Below are 20,006 nucleotides of genomic sequence, written 5' to 3'. Positions count from 1 at the left end.
GGCGGGCAGCACGAGCACACACGATCAGGAAGGCGGCTCCGATGACGCCCCCGCACAACTACCTTGCGGTGATCAAGGTCGTCGGTATCGGCGGCGGCGGAGTGAACGCCGTGAACCGCATGATCGAGGTCGGCCTCAAGGGTGTCGAGTTCATCGCGGTGAACACCGACGCGCAGGCACTGCTCATGTCCGACGCCGACGTCAAGCTCGACATCGGCCGGGAACTGACCCGCGGCCTCGGTGCCGGCGCCGCCCCCGAAGTGGGGCAGAAGGCCGCCGAGGACCACCGCGAAGAGATCGAAGAGGTCATCAAGGGCGCCGACATGGTGTTCGTGACCGCGGGTGAGGGCGGTGGCACCGGCACCGGTGGCGCGCCGGTCGTCGCCCAGATCGCCCGCAAGCTCGGCGCGCTGACCATCGGCGTCGTCACCCGCCCGTTCACCTTCGAGGGCAAGCGCCGCAGCAAGCAGGCCGAAGACGGCATCCAGCAGCTGCGCAACGAATGCGACACCCTCATCGTCATCCCGAACGACCGGCTGCTGCAGCTGGGCGACATCGGTGTCTCGCTGATGGACGCCTTCCGCTCGGCGGACGAGGTCCTCCTTTCGGGTGTCCAGGGCATCACCGACCTGATCACCACACCGGGTCTGATCAACCTGGACTTCGCCGACGTCAAGAGCGTCATGTCCGGCGCGGGTTCCGCGCTGATGGGCATCGGCTCGGCGCGCGGCGAGGGCCGGGCGATCCAGGCGGCGGAGAAGGCGATCAACTCGCCGCTGCTGGAAGCGTCGATGGACGGGGCGCACGGCGCGCTGCTGTCGATCGCGGGCGGCTCGGACCTCGGCCTGTTCGAGATCAACGAGGCCGCGTCGCTGGTGCAGGAATCCGCGCACCCCGACGCCAACATCATCTTCGGGACGATCATCGACGACTCGCTCGGCGACGAGGTCCGGGTCACCGTGATCGCGGCCGGTTTCGACGCCGGCACCCCGACTCACAAGAAGCTCGACCCGCCGGCGTTCGGCTCCCGCTCGAACTCGACCGCGTCCGCACAGGCCGGTCAGGTCAACGGCGGCGGGGCGACCCCGGTGCAGAGCCCGCCTTCGGGCGCCACGCCGGTGCCGTCGACCGGTTCGAACGGCTACCCGGTCGCGCCGCCGCGCACGCACACGCCGATGCCGTCCGCCCGTAACGAGGGCAACGGGTCGATGACCGGCGGGCTCCCGCAGCCCGGCGGCGGTTCGCGCGGCTACTCGCCGATCGGGTCGAACTCGAACCACGGCAGCCTGCCCGGTCGCGCCACCCCGGTGCACGACGACCCGTCGGACGACGAGGTCGACGTTCCCCCGTTCATGCGGCGGTAGTTCTCGCCAGTACGTTCCGTGAAGGCCTCCTTGACTACTGTCGAGGGGGCCTTCACTCAGGTCTAGGAGGAAACGCGTGCGGGTACGGCGGATTGTCACGACCAGGGCGGGCGGGGCCTCCCGGCCGCCTTACGACACCTTCAACCTCGGTGATCACGTCGGTGACGACGCGGGCGACGTCTACGCCAACCGCAAGCGCCTCGCCGCCGAACTCGGCCTCGCCGAGGACAGGCTGGCGTGGATGGAGCAGGTCCACGGCCGGACCGCCACCGTCGTCGACGGTTCGGAGACCTCCGCCGCCGAAGCGACCGACGCGCTCGTGACCGCCGAGCCCGGCCTCGCGCTCGTGGTGCTCGTCGCCGACTGCGTACCGCTTCTGCTGGCCGACGCCGAAGCCGGGGTCGTCGCCGCCGTCCACGCGGGCCGCGTCGGCGCCAGGGTCGGCGTCGTCCCCGCCGCGATCGAGGCGATGCGTTCGGTCGGCGCCGAACCGGCCCGCACCGAAGCGCTGCTCGGCCCCGCGATCTGCGGCGACTGCTACGAAGTCCCCGCCGACATGGCCGCCGACGTCGAGAAACACGTGCCGGGCAGCGCCTGCAAAACCCGCAAGGGAACGCCGGGGCTCGACCTGCGCGCCGGGCTCTGGCGGCAGCTGGCCGACCTCGGCGTCGGCAAGATCGGCGTCGATCCACGCTGTACCAACGAAGACAAGACGCTCTTCAGCTTCCGCCGCGACGGCACCACCGGCCGGATCGCGGGTATCACGTGGCTGGACGCGTCGTGAGTGACGCCCGCAAGGGGGAACTCGCCGCGTCCCTCGCCGAAGTGGAAGAGCGGATCGCCGCCGCGTGCGAGGCCGCCGGCCGTGCCCGCGACGAGGTCAAGTTGCTCGCGGTCACCAAGACCTTCCCGGCCCTCGACGCCGCGCTGCTCGCCGACCTCGGCGCGCTCGACCTCGCCGAGAACCGCGATCAGGAAGCCGGCGCGAAAGCCGAAGAGGTCGCCGGTCTCCGCCCGGACGCCCGGATCCGCTGGCACATGGTCGGCAGCCTGCAGCGGAACAAGGCCAAATCGGTCGTGCGCTGGGCGGACGAGGTCCAGTCCGTCGACTCCGAACGCCTCGCCGAAGCGCTCGCGAAGGCGACCAAGTCGGCACTGGATTCCGGGCAACGCGAGCACCCGCTGGACGTCCTCATTCAAGTAAGTCTCGATGACGATCCGAAGCGCGGGGGCATTCGGTTGAGCGAAGTGAGCCATTTGGCGGAGCGGATAGCCCATGTGGGTGATATTCGCCTCCGAGGGCTTATGGCGGTGGCGCCGTTGGGTACTGATCCCGCGGAGGCGTTCGGGAAACTCGCTCGTGCGTCGGAGCGTCTACGGGAAGAACACCCAAATGCCCGTGAGATCTCCGCCGGAATGAGCAATGATCTCGAGCAGGCGATCACGCACGGCTCGACCTGTGTGCGTGTCGGAACCGCGTTGCTCGGTGGGCGCGGTTTAGCCTCGCCCTAGGGAATACCGTCTCGTTGTTACGGGGAGTGGCGGCGAGGGCGGGGGAGTACGGTGCGGGACGCGGCTAAGGCTAGGGAGAGGCATGAGCGCGCTGCAGAAGCTGAAGGCCTACTTCGGGATGGTGCCCGCGGACGAAGACGGCTATGACGTCGAGGATGACTACCGGCGAGGCTATGCCTCGAAGGACTATGTCGACGACGAGTACGACTACGACGACGAGCCACCGGCCCGGTCACGGGGTGGACGTTACCGGGACGTCGATGACACGTATGACGAGCCCGCGCCGCGGCCTCGGTCACGCTCCGTGGCCAGCCCGGAGCCTGCCGTCCACGGAGCGCTGGCGATCGACCGTCAGCCGGAGCCGGTCGCGCGGCTGCGGCCGGTCACCGAGCCCGCTCGGCCGCCGGTGCGTGACCCGTTGAGCCGGATCACGACGCTGCACCCGACGAGCTACGCGGAAGCGCGCGCGATCGGGGAGCACTACCGGGAAGGCATCCCGGTGATCATGAACCTCACGGAGATGGAGAACGCGGACGCGAAGCGTCTCGTCGACTTCGCCGCGGGGCTCGCTTTCGCGTTGCGCGGATCGATGGACAAGGTCACCAACAAGGTGTTCCTTCTCTCACCGCCCGATGTGGATGTCACCGCGGAAGACCGCCGACGGATTGCCGAAGGCGGATTGTTCCTGCGCGGCTGATCACCCGGTGACCGCTGAGCGCAGCCGGATGTGATTTTGTCGACTCATCGCCATCCGCGGCCCGTCAACTGCGTCTTTTGACGCGAGGCATGGCAGAGTGGTTACGTGAATGCTGTGTTGCTGGTCGTCTGGTACGTGCTGTTCGCCTTCTGGCTCCTGCTGACGGCACGGATCGTCGTCGAGCTCGTGCGTGCTTTCGCTCGCGAGTGGCGTCCTGCCGGAGGGGTTGCGGTAACGCTCGAGACCATCTACACAGTGACCGACCCACCGGTTCGTCTGTTCAGACGAATCATCCCGACCGTACGAATCGGCGGCGTCGGACTGGACTTATCGATTATGGTGCTGCTGTTGGTTGTGTTCTTCGCGATGCAGCTGGCAACGCCAGGGTGATTTTCGGGGAAGCCCCGGTGGACCTGCAGGCCATGGAGTGCGTGAGGTGATCTGATGTCGTTGACCCCCGCTGACGTGCATAACGTCGCGTTCAGCAAGCCGCCCATTGGCAAAAGGGGCTACAACGAGGACGAGGTGGACGCGTTCCTCGACCTGGTGGAGACCGAGCTTGCCCGGTTGATCGAGGACAACAACGAGCTGCGGCAGCAGGTCGAACAGCTCGACAACGAGCTCGAGACCACCCGTGGTGAGCTCGAGAACGCCAAGGCCGGCGCCGTCGGCCCGCCGCCACAGGTACGCGACGAGCCGTCGCGCCGCCTGGCGCCGGTGCCGCCGCCGCAGTCGGCGATGGAGCAGACCCAGGCCCACTCGATGGTGCCGGACAACGGGGAGCCCAACGTCCAGGCCGCGAAGGTGCTCGGGCTGGCGCAGGAAATGGCCGACCGGCTCACCGCCGAGGCCAAGACCGAGTCGGACGGCATGCTCGCAGAGGCCCGGACCAAGTCCGAGCAGCTGTTGTCGGACGCGCGGTCCAAGTCGGACTCGATGGTGAACGAGGCGCGCACGCGTGCCGAGACGATGCTGAACGACGCGCGAACCCGTGCCGAGACCTTGGAGCGCCAGGCGCGCGACAAGGCGACGACCATGGAGCGCGAGGCTCAGCGCAAGTACACCGAGACCATGAACAACATGAACGCGGAAAAGGGCTCGCTGGGCAAGAAGATCGAAGAGCTGCGCACGATCGAGCGGGAGTACCGCACGAGGCTGCGCGGATTCCTCGAGTCCCAGCTGCGTGAGCTCGACGACCGTGGTTCGGCGGCTCCCGCGTCGGCGTCTTCGTCGAACTCGGGGCAGTCCCCGTCCTCCGGTAGCGGACAGGGTTACTCGTTCGGCCCCCGGGCCGAAGCGGGCTGATCTGGTTCTACACCGGTTTGTTTCTACACAGTGGAACGGCCTCGGCACTCTCCGGAGGGTCGGGGCCGTTTCCCTTTGCCCTCGTGTTGTAATTCACCGTGCTCTACATCGTCCTGGTACTGGTACTGGCGGCTCTGGGGCTGCTCGTCGCGGCGCTCATCACCGCGAACTCCCTGTGGGCTTGGATCTCCATCGGTGTCTCCGTCGTCGCGGGGTTGCTGCTCCTCTTCGATCTGCTGCGCCGCCGGAAGAAGCGGGCTCCCGTCGAGGAAGAGCCGGAAGACCCGGCCGAAGACGCCTCCGAAGACGCCGAGACCGCCGAGGGTGAGGAAAAGAAACCCGAGGACGTCGAGCAGACCGTCTTGATGCCGGCAGCCGGTGAGCTGGGCGACGCGGAAGAGGTTTCGGAGCCTCAGCGGACCGGAGACCCCGGCGAGGAAGAGAGCGCCCCCGAGGATGTGGCGGTCGTCTCCGAACTCGAGACCGAGGTCGTCGTCGTCGACGAGTACCCGCGCTATCACGTGACCAAGTGCACGTGGCTCGAAACCCGGGACACGATCCCGCTCGGCATCGGCGAGGCGCGGCAGCTCGGCTTCACGCCGTGCGCGTTGTGCACGCCCGACGCCGAGATCGCCGGACAGCACCGCGAGAAAGCTTAGAGCTTCCGAGCCGCTTCGCCGACCGCCACGACGTCGGCGGCGATCGTGTCGAGCACCAGCCGCTGCTCCTCGTCCGCGTCGTGGGGCACCGGGATCTCCGCTGCCTCTTCGGTCCCGAGCGTGCGGGCCGCCTCGTCGACGGCGTCCGCCACCCCGGCCGAACCGGGCCGTAGCAAGAGCGACGACGCCGTGACGGACAGACCGCGCAAGGCTTCGGCCGCGTTCTCCAGCGCGTCCTGTTGCCCGGGCGCGGGTTCCTTGGTGCCTGGCTCCGCGGCTCGCAGACCGTGGTGTGCGACGGCGGCGGCCCGGAACTCGCGGCCGAGCGTCCGCGGGTCGACGTCCTCGCCGCGCAGTTTCCGTGCCACCGAGCCGAGCAGCGCGCTGGTGGCGCCGACGGCGGTCTCGAACCGTTCCGCCGGGCCGGGTTTCGGCACGCCGGGGATCGCGGCGAAACCGAACAGCAGGGCGATGGCGCCGGCGAGGACCATCAGAAGCAGGTACTCGACGAGCACGTAACGCGGGTCGAGATGCCGGGTGGTCGCGTTCATGCCGACCGACATCAGGACCATGCAGCCGTTGAAGATCGCCGGACGCGTTTGCATGGACGAGAACCCGCCGAGTAGCGCGACGAGCCCGATCGGCAGCAGAAACCCTTGTGGCAGAAGCCAAAGAACGAGAGTGAGCACGACGGCGCCGCCGAGTGAGCCGCCGATCCGCTGCCAGGCCTTGCCGAGGCTGTCCCGCCATTCCGGTTGCATGATGGCGAAAGTGCCGAGCAGGAACGATACGGTGAGCGGGTCGCCTGGCCGAAAACTGGCGACCACCAGCGCCAGCCCGACCCCCAGCCCGCAGCGCAGCGCGTGCCGGAACTGCGCCGACCGCCAGGAAAACGCGCCGCTCAACTCGATCCGGCGCAGTTCCTTGCGGAGTCCTTTCGGAACGTCCACACGCGACTCGTCACGTTCGGCCGCCGCGGCCCGGATGGTTTCGAGAGCCTCCCAGAGCGCGGTGACGAGCCTCGCCGTGGCGCCGGGAAGCCCGGTGGGTTCCTTGCGCCGCACCGGTTCGACTTCGCCCGGCGCCGCCTGGCTCCGCACGGCGTCGGCGAGCCTGGCGGCTTCTTCCCCAGCGGCGTCGAGCGTTTCGCCGATTTCTTCGCTGTTCAGCCGTTTCCGCCGGATCTCCAGCAACCCGGTGGCCGCCCGATACCGGAACATGCCGCCGAGGACCCGGCCGGTCCAGCGACGAGGCCGGTCCGCCAACCAAAGCCTCGCCGCGCGCTCCTGCGTTTCGGACGAGCCCGTCGCGAGCGCGTCGGCCAGTGCGTCACGGGTCGGCTTGGCCGGATCCTTCGCGCCCATCAAGGCCCGCAACAGGATCACGACGCCCACCGCGAGCGCGGGCGCGCCCAGGATCTGCCCCACCGACGCCGTCCCCGTCAGCTGGTAGCCGTACCCGAACAGCGACGCCATCCCGAGCCCCAGCCCGACCGTGACGAACCGTGCCCCGAGCACGGGCAAAAGTCCGGCGACGACCACGATCACCACCAGCAGCCCGATCGCCGCCCACTGCGACACCGCGCCCAGCAACCGCGGCACCCCGACCGCGAGGACCAGCGCGGGCGCGAACCACGCCAGCAACCGCAGATCCGCCCACAGCGGCCCGCCCACCGCCGCCATGAGACAGAAGAGCGCGGTGAGGGCCGCCAGGACGGCCGCGTTGCCCAGCCCCAGGACGAACCCGAGCCCGCTGACGCCGCCGAGGACCACCAGCAGGACTATGAGGAGGCCGGGCCCTTTCATCGGGCCTCGCAGAAAGACATACCCGTCAACCTAGAGGCGGTGGCGGGGACGGCAACTCGGGCCCTGGGTGATGGGGTGAGCGCCATTCGTGTTCTGCGGCTAGTTAGTGCTTATGGTGCCTTCGCGTTCTTAAAGTGCTTCGCCGCTTTAAGGCTCCTTCGCTTTTGATTTCGACCAATTTTCTCTGTTGGGCCGTTTGAGCTAGCGCAGGTGTTCGATCCGGAGTAGCTTTGAGGTCGTGGCCAGCGACGATGCACCTCCAGGGACGTCCATCGAGTGGTGGCGCGTCGACACCGCGACGCTGCATGCCCGTAAACAGGAACTGGAAGTTGTGAAGCGCCAGGCGGATGCAGAGCAGAACGCGATCCTGGCGGAAATCAATTCCCGCGGGGTTCGCGGATGCAGCGGACATTCAACGTTGTCGGCACTGATTTTCGAAGACTTCCTCGTGTCAGACAAGGAAGCCAGTGACCGTGCCGACCGGGTGCTGGCGTTGCATCCCGGTCCGTCCCTCGGTGGAGACCCCGAGCCACCACTGGCCCCGCTGACTGCTGTGGCGGCCGCTGAGGGCGCGATCGGGGGTTCGCAGATCGACGCGATCATCCGCACCCTCGCGCGCATCCCCTCCACCGTTCCCGAAGAAGATGTGCGGGCCGGGGAGAAGATTCTCGTCGAGCTGGCTCGTCGCGCGGGGCCTCGGCAGATCGCCCGCGCCGGACGCCGCCTGCTGGACAAGCTCGACCCGGACGGGAAAGAACCCCGCAACGAAGACCCCAAGGACACCCGCCCGGAGTTGCGGTTCGTCAAACACCGCGACGGCACCTTGGGCCTGAAAGCCAGACTCGACCTGGAAACCTACGCCCGGTTGAAGTCCGATCTGGATCCGATGGCCAAACCCCACAAAGCCATCGACGGGGTGCGGGATTCCCGCAGCCAGGACGAGCGCTATGGGGATGCTTTCACCGACTACGTGCGGTTGAAGACCACTAGCCGGAATCTTCCTGGTCAGGCGGGCGAGGCAACGCACATTCTCGTCACCATGTCCTACGACGACCTGATCAACGATCTCGGCGAGGCGCACTTGGATCTGGTGGGCCCGATCAGTGCCACCGACGCCCGGATCCTGGCCTGCGACGCGCGGGTGCGACCGGGTGTTCTCGGCACCGCAGGCGAACCCCTCGACATCGGACGCTCCAAACGGACCGTGTCCCTGGCCCAGAAGTACGCATTGACCCTCCGCGACGGCGGCTGCGCCTTTCCTGGCTGCGACATGCCCGTCCCCCGCTGCACCGCCCACCACATCGTTTTCTGGCGTCATCACGGCGAAACTAAGATCGATAATCTCGTGCTGTTATGTACCCGGCATCACCGGCTGATCCACCGCAGTGAATGGAAAGTCCAGATCGCCCAAGACGGACTCCCGGAGTTCACCCCGCCCGCCTACCTCGACCCCACCGGGGCACCGAGGCGGAACACCATGCACCTCAGGACCTAGGCCGACCCACGCCCGTATAACGACCTACACGCCCTCGCTCTCAGAAAGTTGCGGGGTGGACTTGTCGCGGCGTATTCCGCGGGACGCGCTCGAGCGAAACAAGATCAGCCCGTCCTCGTGCGTCTCCTCCAGCTCACCCGCTACCAGCGCCAGCGGCCGTGCTCCGATCCGGAAGTGAACCTCGGCCAGGAAATGCCGCTCGTGGAAGACGGCGACGTGCTCGACCGGACCGGTCGGTAACCCGGGTGCCGATCTCCAGCGCGCTGCCGTCGTCCAGCCAAGCTTGAAGCCAGTACGGCTGGAGGCAGGGAACGTCGGGGTCGACGAATTGCGGGCCGGTTCCCGCCGCGTCTTCCCGCAGCGCCATCTCCACGCCGGTCCACCTGTCGACCCGCTTGCCGTGCAGTGCGGTGAAGGTCCGTGTCTGTCCGGCCGGCCAGTCGTCTCGCGTCATGTCCGCAGTATCGATAAGCCCACCCCGGACAACCCGGTTGCCCCCGCGCGCTACCCTTGAATCAACTGGCACCGATCCGGCCATCACCGGGGAGCCTCCGGAAGAACAGGGCCCGCGTCTCAGCAGAACGGGCCCTCAGTAGAACCGGACGGGTACGGCCCGTCACAGCCGTCGAATGAGCGGCCCAGCCGGAACACCACCGGCCGGGCAAGCGGGGTGGTACCGCGGAACGCGCCGGAAACGGCCGTCTCGTCCCCGTGTGGGCGCGAGCCTGTACGAGTGAGACGAGCAGTGTCGGATCTGAGGAGCACCGAAGATGTATCCCAAGGCACAGATGGACGGCGAGACCGGCGTCCCGTCCCAGCCTTCGTTCCCCGAGTCGGAAAAGCGCGTCCTCGCGTACTGGGAATCCGATCGGACCTTCCAGGCTTCGATCGACGCCCGCGACCCCGGTGTCAACGGTTCGAACGAGTACGTCTTCTACGACGGCCCGCCGTTCGCCAACGGTCTCCCGCACTACGGTCACCTGCTCACCGGGTACGTGAAGGACCTGGTGCCCCGGTACCAGACCATGAAGGGCAAGCGCGTCGAGCGCCGCTTCGGCTGGGACACCCACGGACTTCCCGCCGAACTCGAGGCCATGCGCCAGCTCGGGATCACCGAGAAGTCCGAGATCGACGCGATGGGCATCGACGTCTTCAACGAGGCGTGCCGTGAGTCCGTGCTGCGCTACACCGGCGAATGGCAGGACTACGTCACCCGCCAGGCCCGCTGGGTCGACTTCGACAACGACTACAAGACGCTCGACCTGTCCTACATGGAGTCGGTCATCTGGGCGTTCAAGCAGCTGTGGGACAAGGGCCTGGTCTACGAGGGCTACCGTGTCCTGCCCTACTGCTGGCGCGACGAGACCCCGCTGTCCAACCACGAGCTCCGCATGGACGACGACGTCTACGCCAGCCGCCAGGACCCGGCCGTCACGGTCGGTTTCCGCTTGGAGGGCAACGACAACGAGCTCGACGGCACGTACCTGCTGATCTGGACCACGACCCCGTGGACGCTGCCGTCCAACCTCGCGACCGCGGTGCACCCGGACGTGCGGTACGTCGTGGTGGAAAGCGACGGCAAGCGGTTCCTGCTCGCCGAAGCGCGCGTCGCCGCGTACGCCCGCGAGCTCGGTGAGGAGCCGACCGTCGTCGGGCACTACACCGGCACCGAACTGCTCGGAACCCGTTACGCCCCACCGTTCCCGTACTTCGCCGGACACGAGAACGCGCACCGCGTGCTGTCCGCGGACTACGTCACCACCGAGGACGGCACCGGTGTCGTCCACATCGCGCCCGCCTACGGTGAAGAGGACAAGGTCGTCACCGACGCGGCGGGCATCGTCCCGGTCACCCCGGTGGACGCGCAGGGCAAGTTCGACGCGACCGTCTCGGACTACGAGGGCCAGCAGGTCTTCGACGCCAACCCGAACATCATCAAGGACCTCAAGAACGGCACCGGTTCGGCCGGCCGTCAGGGCGCGGTCCTGCTGCGCCACGAGACCTACGAGCACCCGTACCCGCACTGCTGGCGCTGCCGGAACCCGCTGATCTACCGCGCCGTCTCGTCGTGGTTCGTCGCGGTGACCGAGTTCAAGGACCGGATGGTCGAGCTGAACCAGCAGATCACCTGGTACCCGGAGAACGTCAAGGACGGCCAGTTCGGCAAGTGGCTGGAGAACGCCCGCGACTGGTCGGTCTCCCGCAACCGGTACTTCGGCACGCCGATCCCGGTGTGGCAGTCGGACGACCCGGCGTACCCGCGCACGGACGTCTACGGCTCGCTCGACGAGCTCGAGCGTGACTTCGGCGTGCGGCTGGAGAACCTGCACCGGCCGTTCATCGACGAGCTGACCCGGCCCAACCCGGACGACCCGACCGGGAAGTCCACCATGCGCCGGATCGAGGACGTGTTCGACGTCTGGTTCGACTCGGGTTCGATGCCGTACGCGCAGGTGCACTACCCGTTCGAGAACACCGAGTGGTTCGAGCACCACTACCCGGGCGACTTCATCGTCGAGTACATCGGGCAGACCCGCGGCTGGTTCTACCTGCTGCACGTGCTGGCGACCGCGCTGTTCGACCGGCCGGCGTTCCGCACCTGCATCTCGCACGGGATCGTGCTCGGCTCGGACGGCCAGAAGATGTCCAAGTCGCTGCGCAACTACCCGGACGTCAACGAGGTCTTCGACCGCGACGGCTCCGACGCGATGCGCTGGTACCTGATGGCGAGCCCGATCCTGCGCGGCGGGAACCTGGTCGTCACCGACAAGGGCATCCGCGACGCCGTCCGCCAGGCCGTGCTGCCGCTGTGGAACTCGTACTACTTCCTCGCGCTCTACGCGAACGCCGAGGGAGTGGAAGGCCAGTGGCGCACGGATTCGAAGCACATCCTCGACCGATACGTGCTGGCGAAGACGCACGAACTGGTGACCGACGTCGAGCACGCGCTCGACACCTACGACGTCGCCGGTGCGTGCTCCACGGTCCGTGACTTCCTCGAGGTGCTGACGAACTGGTACGTGCGCCGCTCGCGAGACCGGTTCTGGGCGGGTGAGCAGGACGCGATCGACACCCTGCACACCGTGCTGGAGGTGACGTCGCGAGTGGTGGCGCCGCTGCTGCCACTGACCACCGAGGTCGTCTGGCGGGGGCTGACCGGCGGCCGTTCGGTGCACCTGACCGACTGGCCGAACGCTCTCGATCTGCCCGCGGACGCGGCGCTGGTGACGGCGATGGACCGGGTGCGCCAGGTGGCGTCTTCGGCGCTGTCGCTGCGGAAGTCGAACAAGCTGCGGGTGCGGCTGCCGCTGGCCAAGCTGGTCGTCGCCGCGCACGAGGCGGACTCGCTGCGCGACTTCACCGACATCCTGCGCGACGAGGTCAACGTCAAATCCGTCGAGCTGACCACGGATGTCGCCGCGCACGGCGGTTTCGAGGTCGCGGTGAACGCCCGCGCCGCCGGACCGCGGCTGGGCAAGGACGTCCAGACGGTGATCAAGGCCGTCAAGGCCGGCGAGTGGACGACGTCGGAGAGCGGCGCCGTCGTGGCCGCCGGGATCGAGCTCGTCGAAGGCGAGTACGACCGGCGTCTGGTCGCCAAGGGCGGCGGCGCGGCCGCGGAACTGCCCGGCGGCGCCGGACTGGTGCTGCTCGACACCGAGGTGACCGACGAGTTGGCGGCCGAGGGCTTGGCCCGCGACCTGGTCCGCGTCGTGCAGCAGGCCCGCCGTGACGCCGGGCTCGACGTCGCCGACCGGATCGCGCTGACGGTCGACGCGCCGGAAGACGTGGTCACGGCCGCGAAGACGCACGAGGAGTTCATCGCTTCGGAGACGCTGGCGACTTCGGTGGCCTACGGCGATGTCGCCGACGGCTCGGCCGGGACGGTCGGCGAGGGCACCAAGGTGACCGTGGCGGTCGCCAAGGCCTGACCCTCGCAAATGACATGAAAGGCCCCTTCATTGCAAAATTTGCAATGAAGGGGCCTTTCATTGCAGTCGCGAGGTCTCGATCACCGGGATCACGAAAAGGATTCGGTATAGCCGCTTTCCCGTCCGAAGCGCGCCTTGCGCGGGGGAAATCGGCAGGCTGGCGCCCGGGGGCGCGCGAGGGGCGCGCCGTATGGGGGAGTAGCGAATCCATGAGTCCTGCCCGGAAAAGAGGGATCCTGATCGGCGCCGCGCTGGCGGTCGTCGCCATCGTGGTGGCCGCGGTGGTGCTGCTGGTCAAGGAGGACCGGGCGCCCGCGGCCGCCGTCGGCCCGGGGGAGTCCACCGCGAACACGCAGGACAGCCCGGCGCAGGTCGCCGGCCGGTTCCTGCGGCTGTTCGACACGGGTGACCTGACCACCGCCCCGGTCGACGATCCGTCGGCGGCCACGACCGCGCTGACGGGCGCGCGCAACACGCTCAACGGGGCGTCGGTCAAGACGTCGCTCGGCGAGGTCCCGACGACGCCGGGTGACGCGCCCTCGACATCGGCCACTTTCCACGCCGCGTGGACGTTCGCCGGCGGCAGCGTCTGGAAGTACGAAGGCAAGCTGGACCTGGTGCGCAACGCCGGGAAATGGGTCGTCCGCTGGGCGATGTCGGTGATCCACCCGAAGCTCGAAGCCGGGCAGCGGCTCGCCGTCGCGCCGGTTTCGGCCAAACCGGTCGTGGCCGACCGCGACGGCAAGGCCCTCGTCGGCGGTGACGCGGCGGGCGTCGCGCCGATCCTGCAGGGAGCGTTGTCCAAGGTCGCTTCCGGGGAGAACAGCGGCACCGGAGCGACCGTCACCGTGTCTCGCGTGGACGCCTCCGGAAAACCGGTCGAGACGCTCTTCGGACAGGCGGCCGAGACGGACAAGCCGTTGGTTTCGACCTTGAGCGTGGCCTCCCAGACCGCCGCCCAGAAAGCCGTCGACGGTTTCGGCGGATCGGCGATCATCGTCGCGATGAAGACCTCGGGCGAACTCCTGGCGGTCGCGCAGAACGGTGCCGCCGGGAATCAGCCGAAGGCGCTCAGCGGTCTCTACGCGCCGGGTTCGGCGTTCAAGATCGCCACGGCGACCGCGGCGTTGCAGCAGGGCGGGGTCACCGCCGACTCCCCGTTGGCCTGCCCGGGCGGCGAGCAGATCGGAACCCGCACGCTCAAGAACGACAACGGGTTCGACCTGGGGACCGTCTCGCTGAAGACGGCGTTCGCCGCGTCGTGCAACACGACCTTCGGGCGGCTCGCCAAGCAACTGCCCGCGGACGGTCTCGCGAAGGCCGCGAGCCAGCTCGGGCTCAACGCCGACTTCGAGATCCCGGGGCTCGCGACGGAGACCGGGAAGGTGGAGCCGTCCGGCAGCGGTGACGAGCAGGTCGAAGCCGGGATCGGACAGGGCAGGGTGCAGGTCAGCCCGCTGGGCGCGGCGCTCATGGCCGCGACGGTCGCCACGGGGAAGCCGGTGGTCCCGAAGCTGTGGCAGGGCCTGGAGACCAAGGTCAACGCCGGGTACCAGGCCCCGCCCGCCGGGGTGCTGAACCAGGTCCGCGCGATGATGCGCGAGGTCTGCACGACAGGGACCGCGAAGGCGCTGAAGGGCAGCGGAGCGGTCTTCGGCAAGACCGGGACGGCGCAGTTCGGATCGGGGGCGGACGCCAACGGCTGGTTCGTCGGGTACCGCGGGGACGTCGCTTTCGCCGTCATGCTCGAAGGTTCCAACGACTCCAAGCCCGCGGTGCAGCTGGCGGCGAAGTTCCTGGCCGGTTGACGCTTCGGCGGTCGCCGAACCGTGGGTCTTCTACGGTGGACACATGGAGACGATCGCCCTGGCCGAGGTCGCGGCCGTGCTCGCCGATCCGAGCCGCGCGTCGATGTGCCTCGCGCTGCTCGACGGGCGTGCCTGGACGGTGACCGAGCTGGCGGGCGCCGCCGAAGTGGCCGCGTCGACGGCGAGCGAGCACGTGACGAAGCTGACCGAGGCCGGCTTCGTCGTCCGGGTCAAGCAGGGGAGGCACCGTTACGTCCGGATAGCCGACCCCCGGGTGGCGGAACTGATCGAGCATCTGGCGCAGCACGCCGAGCATCGGCCGGTGAAGGGGCTGCGGTCGTCCGTGCGCGTGAAACGGCTCGAGTTCGCCAGGACCTGCTACGACCACCTCGCCGGGACGGTCGGCGTCGCGCTGCGGGACGGGATGCTCGCCACCGGGCTGATCGACGACGCCGGCGGCCTGACGCTGACCGAGCGCGGCCGTGAGGTGCTCGGCACGCTCGGGGTGGAGATCGACGACGGCCGCCGCCCGATGCTGCGTGACTGTCTGGATTGGACGGTCCGGCGTGATCATTTGGCGGGCCGGGTCCCCGCGGCGTTACTGTCTCACGGAGTGAGCGCCGGCTGGTTGTCCCGTGAGGGCAACCGCGCGGTGAAAGTCCTGCCCGCGGCGGAAAAGCCGTTCGCGGAACTCGGTGTCGACCTGGTGGCCCTGCGCAGTCCCTAGTGGACAGTCTGTAACACAGGCTATCCGGACGCTTTTCGACCGGTACACGGACGAGTGACGAGCACCGCCTCACTATTCTGGAGCCCTCACGGCGACCGGAACGGGAGGCGACATGGAGCAACTCCCGCTCATCCTCGGTACCGGTGGCGCCGTGCTGCTCGTCGCCGTGATCGCCGTCCGGGTGTCGATCCGGGTCGGCCTTCCTTCGCTGCTGCTGTACCTGGGGATGGGGGTCCTGCTCGGCGAAGCCGGGTTCGGCATCCAGTACGACAACCCCGAGCTCACCCAGTCGCTCGGCCTCGCCGCGCTGGTGATGATCCTGTCCGAAGGTGGCCTCACCACCCGGTGGTCGGCCGTGAAACCCTCACTGGGCATCGGAATCGCACTGTCCACAGTGGCCGTGGTGGTGAGTATCGCGGTCACCGGCGCCGCCCTGCACTGGTTGCTGGGCCTGGACTGGCGGATGGCGTTGCTGTGGGGCGCGGTACTGGCTTCGACCGACGCCGCCGCGGTCTTCTCGGTGCTGAGATCCGCGGGGATCGGCAAGCGGCTCGTCGGCGCGCTGGAGATCGAGTCGGGGATCAACGACGCCCCGGCCTACATCGCCGTCGTCGTCCTCGCCGAGGGGACGACGATCGACTGGTCGCTGCCGCTGCTGGTGGTCTACGAACTCGCCGCCGGGCTGGTGATCGGCCTGGCCTTCGGCTGGGGCGGGGCGTTCGCGCTGCGCCGGGCGGCGCTTCCCGCCACCGGTCTGTACCCACTGGCCACGGTCGCGGTGTGCGTCGTGGCGTATTCGAGCGGGCAGCTCGCCCATGCGTCGGGCCTGCTCGCCACCTACGTCGCGGCCCTGGTGCTGGGGAACTCGAAGCTCCCGCACCGGTCGGACACGCTGTCCTTCGCCGAAGGGCTCGGCTGGCTCGCGCAGATCGGCCTGTTCGTGCTGCTCGGGCTGTTCGCTTCGCCGAGCAGGATCTTCGAAAGCCTGATCCAGGGCCTGGTCGCGGGCGCGGTCGTGCTGCTGCTCGCCCGCCCGCTGTCGGTGCTGCTGTCGGCGCTGCCGTTCAAGATCCCCTGGCGAGAACAGGTGTTCCTGTCCTGGGCCGGGCTGCGCGGGGCGGTCCCGATCGTGCTCGCGCTGATCCCGCTGTCGTCCGGGGTGCCAGGCGCGCAGGAGCTGGTCGACGCGGTGTTCGTGCTGGTCATCGTGCTGACGCTGCTTCAAGGGGCGACGCTGACCCCGCTCGCGAGAGTGCTCGGGCTCGCCCAGCACGCCGAGGCGCACGAGATCGACGTCGACTCCGCGCCGCTCGACGAGATGGGCGCGGAACTCCTGCAGGTCCGGATCAACGCCGGATCGAAGATGCACGGCGTCTACCTGGCCGAACTGCGGCTGCCGGTGGGGGCGACGATCAGCCTCCTCGTCCGCGACGGCGCCGGCTTCACGCCGAACAAGAACACCAGGCTCCAGGAGCGCGACCAGTTACTCGTCGTGACCACCGCCGAAGTCCGTGACGCGGCCGAACGACGCCTGCGGGCCGTCGACCGGGCCGGCCGCCTCGCCAGGTGGAAGGGCGAATCCGGCCAGTAGGTCACGAACCGGCACCAGCTGTTCGTCGGTTGATCTCAGAAAATTCTTCCCTTTTGTACTCCTTTTGGATTACTTTCCCCGCAATCGACTCCATCGAATGGGTGAGTGTCACGGGGTAAGGAGTACGCAAGGTGACGAAACTTCCTGCGCGGTTCGCCGGTCTGGGGGTCACCGCCGCACTCGTAGGGGTGGTTCTCGCCGCCCCGACGGCGACGGCGACCGGGGCCTTTCCCGCGTTCGGGCTGCCCTTCGACTCGGGCCAGTCGGTCTACTCGGCGGGGATCCACTCGGACAACGGCACCTCCGGCGTGAAGAACGCCATCGACTTCAGTCCCGGGGACAAGACCGTTCGCGCCCCGCTGGCGGGCACGGTGCGGATCCAGCACTGCTCCGGCGGCGACTGGGTGACCGTCGACCACGACGGCGGCCGGCGGACCGGGTACTACCACCTGGAGGGCATTTCGGTCACCGACGGCCAGAAGGTCGCCCCCGGCGACGCCCTCGGCCGGACCGGCAACGCGCTGCCCTGCGGCGGCAGCAGCACCGGCGCCCACGTGCACTTCACCCTGTGGACCCTGCCCACGGCCGCCGCGCAGGGCGGCGACTCGCGCGACTTCGGGGTCGGCGCGGGCAACTGGAACGGCATGTCCTACGACGAGGTCTCGACCAAGGTCGCCGAGGCCTACGGCGAAGCCGTCGACGGCAAGACCTTCGGCGGCTGGCAGTTCACCGCGGGCACCGATCAGTACTCCGGCACCGCGACCGAGGTCTCGTCCCGCGCGACCATCGGACTGCCCGGCCGATTCCGGGTCTGACCTGCCGTTGCCCGGCGCGGCGCGGCGCCGGGCAGCGGTTCTCCCCGCTTGCGGAGCACGTGAGCGGCGTCTCAAGATGCGGACAAGGGCTGGCTCGATCGCCCGCCCATCCGCTAACTTCGTTCGTAGGTCACGAGTGTCAGCGTCAAGCCCCGGCTAGCTGACCGGCAACCCTCCTTCCGCGGTGGGGTGCCCCGGGTGAGGACCTGGCTCGTCGCGTGGTGCGGCGGGCAAGCGCGGGATCCTCGGCGGGTCCCCTGGCCCGGAGGATGACGATGACCCTCGCTCTCGAACGCACCGATGTTTCCGCTGAAACCGTTGCCACGCACGAAATCCCGACGGTCGCCGGTGCCGATCTGCGGGTTCCGCTGGTCACCGGCGGCGACATCGGCTACGCCAACCTCGATCACGCGGCGAGCGCTCCTTGTCTGGACAAGGTGCGTGCCGCGGTCGACGAATTCCTGCCCTGGTACGCCAGCGTGCACCGCGGCGCCGGCTTCGCTTCGCAGGTCTCGACCAAGCTTTACGAGCGCACGCGCGGAATCCTGCGCCGTTTCGTGGACGCGCGGACGACCGACACCGTCGTGTTCACCCGCAACACCACCGATTCCTTCAACCTTCTCGCGCGCAGCCTGCCGAAGCACACCTCCGTCGTCGTGTTCGACACCGAGCACCACGCCGCGCTGCTGCCGTGGAAGGGACCGAACGTCCGCCGGATCGAAACCCCTCGGACCCGCCTCGCCGCGGTGTCCGCTGTGGACGAAGCGCTCGCGGACTGCCCGCAGGGCCCGCGGCTGGTCGTGCTCACCGGCGCGTCCAACGTGACCGGGGAACTGTTGCCGGTCAAGGAGATCGCGGCCGTCGCGCGGCGGCACGGCGCCCGGATCGCGCTCGACGCGGCGCAGCTCGCGCCGCACCGGAGGATCTCGATCCGGGATCTCGACGTCGATTACGTCGCGCTCTCGGGGCACAAGCTGTACGCGCCTTTCGGGGCCGGCGCGCTGATCGGCCGCGCCGACTGGCTGCGCGCGGCTCAGCCGTACCTCGCCGGTGGCGGCGCGACGAAACTCGTCAACCGTGACTCCGAAAACCTCGGCGTGGTCTGGAATTCCGGTCCCGAGCGGCACGAAGCCGGTTCCCCCAACACCGTCGGCGTCTACGCGCTCGGTGTCGCTTGCGAGACCCTGGCCGCGAACTGGGACGGGATCGTCGCCCACGAGGAGGGACTGCTGGCGCGCCTGCGCCGTGGCCTCGCCGCCATCCCCGGATTCGCCGAACTGCGGCTGTTCGACGCGCCGGTCGACCGGGTCGGCACGCTCAGCTTCGTCGTCGACGGCTTCGACCCTGGCTGGCTCGCCGCCGTGCTGTCCGCGGAGTACGGCATCGGCGTGCGGGACGGCGCGTTCTGCGCGCACGTGGCGACGAAGCGGCTGATCGCCGTGGCCGGTTCGGCGGGGCAACAGGCCGTGCGGGTCAGCCTCGGCCTCGGCAGCACCACCGAACACGTGGACCGGATCGTCCTGGCGCTGCGCCAGATCGTCGCCCGCGGCGCGCGCTGGCAGTACGAGAAGCCGGAAGGCCGCTGGGTGCCGGAGAATGATCCGCGGGAGCTTCCCCCGTTCTGTGCCTGACCCACTACCCTCACCCCGCATGGGGAACGAACGACCGCGTTACTGGTTTCCGCTGGCATTGCTGGGATTCGCCCAGCTGGTGGTGGTGGCCCTGTCCGTCGGCGGGATTCGGCCAGGGGGCTGGTTCGCCTACGCGCCCGCCCGTGAACAGCAGTTCCTGACTCAGAATCTTTACGGGGTCGGTGACGGTGGGGTCTTCGGATCCTTGCACGGGATCGAGATGAGCCGCGAAAACGCGGCCGCGCTGGACATGTCGTTCGACATCGCCGCCGGCCGGAACGACGGCTGGCTGTTCGCCGTCCTCGCGGTCTACCTCGGCACGGTGCTGTTCTACGCCATCCGCACGAAGGCCATGCGCTGGTGGAAGGTCGCCGGGATCGCGCTCGGCGGGCTGGTCGCCATCGCGCTGGCGGATCTGGTCGGCTACTGGGAACTCGACCTCGACGGCGACACCCGGAGCGCGATCCTGCTGACGCTGGGCCTGGTCGGGCTCGCCTGGCTGGAGCGAAGCGTGCTGGTCCTGGTCGTGGCCGCGGTGTTCGTGCTCTGCGCGGTCGTGCTCGCGCGAGGACAGGTCGCGCTGGTGCTTTCGTCACTGGCCGTGCTCGCCGGGGCGTTCGCGGCCCTGCTGAGCAGGCCGAAGACGGCCGCCGAGGAGTCCTGAA

General features: G+C 68.7%; 17 protein-coding genes and 1 riboswitch. Of the genes, 16 read left to right on the top strand and 1 reads right to left on the bottom strand.

The features are described from left to right. The first annotated feature begins 41 nt into the window (after positions 1-41). The 7 genes from ftsZ (at position 42) to DMH01_RS39870 (ending at position 5,537) form a co-directional block, all read left to right on the top strand. A complete protein-coding gene (ftsZ, locus tag DMH01_RS39900) occupies positions 42-1,364 on the top strand; it encodes a cell division protein FtsZ (RefSeq protein ID WP_125684264.1) in 1,323 nt (440 codons plus the stop codon). A gap of 76 nt (positions 1,365-1,440) precedes the next feature. Next, positions 1,441-2,148: a peptidoglycan editing factor PgeF gene (gene pgeF, locus DMH01_RS39895; RefSeq protein WP_125684262.1), complete on the top strand. Its 708-nt coding sequence runs from the start codon at positions 1,441-1,443 to the stop codon at positions 2,146-2,148. Continuing rightward, positions 2,145-2,876 (top strand): YggS family pyridoxal phosphate-dependent enzyme, encoded by a 732-nt coding sequence (locus tag DMH01_RS39890; protein ID WP_125684260.1) that lies wholly within the window; start codon positions 2,145-2,147, stop codon positions 2,874-2,876. The genes pgeF and DMH01_RS39890 overlap by 4 nt, the downstream gene beginning before the upstream one ends. A gap of 82 nt (positions 2,877-2,958) precedes the next feature. Beyond that, positions 2,959-3,573 (top strand): cell division protein SepF, encoded by a 615-nt coding sequence (locus DMH01_RS39885; RefSeq protein ID WP_125684258.1) that lies wholly within the window; start codon positions 2,959-2,961, stop codon positions 3,571-3,573. 114 nt (positions 3,574-3,687) lie between these two features. Then, complete coding sequence (locus tag DMH01_RS39880) at positions 3,688-3,963, top strand: YggT family protein (RefSeq protein ID WP_005155180.1); 276 nt, start codon at positions 3,688-3,690, stop codon at positions 3,961-3,963. A gap of 54 nt (positions 3,964-4,017) precedes the next feature. Then, positions 4,018-4,878 (top strand): DivIVA domain-containing protein, encoded by an 861-nt coding sequence (locus tag DMH01_RS39875; protein ID WP_125684257.1) that lies wholly within the window; start codon positions 4,018-4,020, stop codon positions 4,876-4,878. Between the two features lie 98 nt (positions 4,879-4,976). Beyond that, complete coding sequence (locus tag DMH01_RS39870) at positions 4,977-5,537, top strand: hypothetical protein (RefSeq protein ID WP_125684255.1); 561 nt, start codon at positions 4,977-4,979, stop codon at positions 5,535-5,537. Here the strand turns inward: DMH01_RS39870 and DMH01_RS39865 are convergent. Beyond that, positions 5,534-7,342, bottom strand: coding sequence for an FUSC family protein (locus DMH01_RS39865; RefSeq protein ID WP_125684253.1), 1,809 nt, complete (start codon positions 7,340-7,342; stop codon positions 5,534-5,536). The two genes, DMH01_RS39870 and DMH01_RS39865, sit on opposite strands and share 4 nt — an antisense overlap. 238 nt (positions 7,343-7,580) lie before the next feature. Between DMH01_RS39865 and DMH01_RS39860 the strand changes: the two genes are divergently transcribed. From DMH01_RS39860 to DMH01_RS39825, 9 genes are all read left to right on the top strand, one after another. After that, positions 7,581-8,837, top strand: coding sequence for an HNH endonuclease signature motif containing protein (locus DMH01_RS39860; protein WP_125684251.1), 1,257 nt, complete (start codon positions 7,581-7,583; stop codon positions 8,835-8,837). Between the two features lie 117 nt (positions 8,838-8,954). Further along, positions 8,955-9,077 carry a hypothetical protein gene (locus DMH01_RS43600; RefSeq protein WP_255432159.1) on the top strand — a complete coding sequence of 41 codons (123 nt, stop codon included), beginning with the start codon at positions 8,955-8,957 and terminating at the stop codon, positions 9,075-9,077. 530 nt (positions 9,078-9,607) lie between these two features. Then, a complete protein-coding gene (gene ileS, locus DMH01_RS39855; RefSeq protein ID WP_125684249.1) occupies positions 9,608-12,769 on the top strand; it encodes an isoleucine--tRNA ligase in 3,162 nt (1,053 codons plus the stop codon). 209 nt (positions 12,770-12,978) lie between these two features. Then, positions 12,979-14,577 carry a penicillin-binding transpeptidase domain-containing protein gene (locus DMH01_RS39850; protein ID WP_125684246.1) on the top strand — a complete coding sequence of 533 codons (1,599 nt, stop codon included), beginning with the start codon at positions 12,979-12,981 and terminating at the stop codon, positions 14,575-14,577. Between the two features lie 43 nt (positions 14,578-14,620). Beyond that, a complete protein-coding gene (locus tag DMH01_RS39845; protein ID WP_125684244.1) occupies positions 14,621-15,304 on the top strand; it encodes a helix-turn-helix transcriptional regulator in 684 nt (227 codons plus the stop codon). Between the two features lie 112 nt (positions 15,305-15,416). Further along, positions 15,417-16,895: a potassium/proton antiporter gene (locus tag DMH01_RS39840; protein WP_125684242.1), complete on the top strand. Its 1,479-nt coding sequence runs from the start codon at positions 15,417-15,419 to the stop codon at positions 16,893-16,895. A gap of 131 nt (positions 16,896-17,026) precedes the next feature. Continuing rightward, positions 17,027-17,710, top strand: a complete 684-nt coding sequence (locus DMH01_RS39835) for a M23 family metallopeptidase (protein WP_125684240.1) — start codon at positions 17,027-17,029, stop codon at positions 17,708-17,710. A gap of 128 nt (positions 17,711-17,838) precedes the next feature. After that, positions 17,839-17,953, top strand: a riboswitch (SAM riboswitch). Positions 17,954-17,985: 32 nt separating this feature from the next. Then, entirely contained in the window at positions 17,986-19,341 is a 1,356-nt protein-coding gene (locus DMH01_RS39830; protein ID WP_125684238.1) for an aminotransferase class V-fold PLP-dependent enzyme, read from the top strand. 19 nt (positions 19,342-19,360) lie between these two features. Further along, positions 19,361-20,005 (top strand): hypothetical protein, encoded by a 645-nt coding sequence (locus DMH01_RS39825; RefSeq protein WP_125684236.1) that lies wholly within the window; start codon positions 19,361-19,363, stop codon positions 20,003-20,005. The last annotated feature ends 1 nt before the right edge of the window (position 20,006 follow it).

The sequence above is a fragment of the Amycolatopsis sp. WAC 04182 genome (assembly GCF_003947465.1).
Taxonomy (GTDB): Bacteria; Actinomycetota; Actinomycetes; order Mycobacteriales; family Pseudonocardiaceae; genus Amycolatopsis.
Note: the sequence above shows the minus strand (reverse complement) of the source record. Positions and strands in the feature narration are given on the sequence as shown.